Genomic DNA, 767 nt, shown 5'->3' on the forward strand with positions numbered 1-767 from the left:
CCTTGTCCCCATTATTAAGTAACGTAATGTTAAATGAACTTGATATAGAACTAACAAAGCGAGGACTAAAATTTTGTAGATATGCTGATGATGCAAATATATACGTTAAAAGTGAGAAATCAGCAAATAGAGTAATGAGTAGTATCACAAGATTTATTGAGGAAAAGTTAAAGCTTAAAGTGAATAAAGATAAGAGTACAGTAGATAGACCTTGGAAACTTAAATTTTTAGGATTTTCGTTTTACCGAGTAAAAGGTGAATATAGAATGAGAGTTCCTCAAAAACCTATAGACAAATTCAGAGCAAAGCTAAAGGAATTAACTTCAAGAAGTAATGCGATGAGCATGGAATATAGATTTAGGAAACTCAAGCAGGTAATAGTAGGATGGGTAAACTATTTTGCTATTGCAGATATTAAAACTATTCTTAAAACACTTGATGAATGGTTAAGACGAAGAATTAGAATGTGCTTTTGGAAACAGTGGAAGAATATTAAAACAAAACATGAAAACCTTATTAAGTTAGGTTTAACACGCAATAAAGCTTGGCAATATGCAAATACAAGGAAAAGCTATTGGAGAACATCCAACAGCCCAGTATTAGCCAAAACATTAACTAATAAATACCTTAAAAAGATAGGTTTAGTTTCTATATCTGAAATATATTTATTAAAACATTAATTTCTATTGAACCGCCGTGTACCGAACGGTACGCACGGTGGTGTGAGAGGTCGCTAAATAAACTAATTATTTAGCTCCTACTCGATT

1 protein-coding gene is annotated in these 767 nt (G+C 31.7%); it reads left to right on the forward strand.

Annotated features, from left to right (window positions below):
• Positions 1 to 680 (forward strand): group II intron maturase-specific domain-containing protein (locus tag KPL38_RS19430; protein ID WP_246578061.1); only part of this gene is annotated, 680 nt, incomplete at its 5' end.
• Between the last annotated feature and the right edge of the window lie 87 nt (positions 681 to 767).

Origin of the sequence: Clostridium psychrophilum, assembly GCF_018861705.1 — a bacterium.
Classification (GTDB): Bacteria; Bacillota; Clostridia; order Clostridiales; family Clostridiaceae; genus Clostridium_AD; species Clostridium_AD psychrophilum.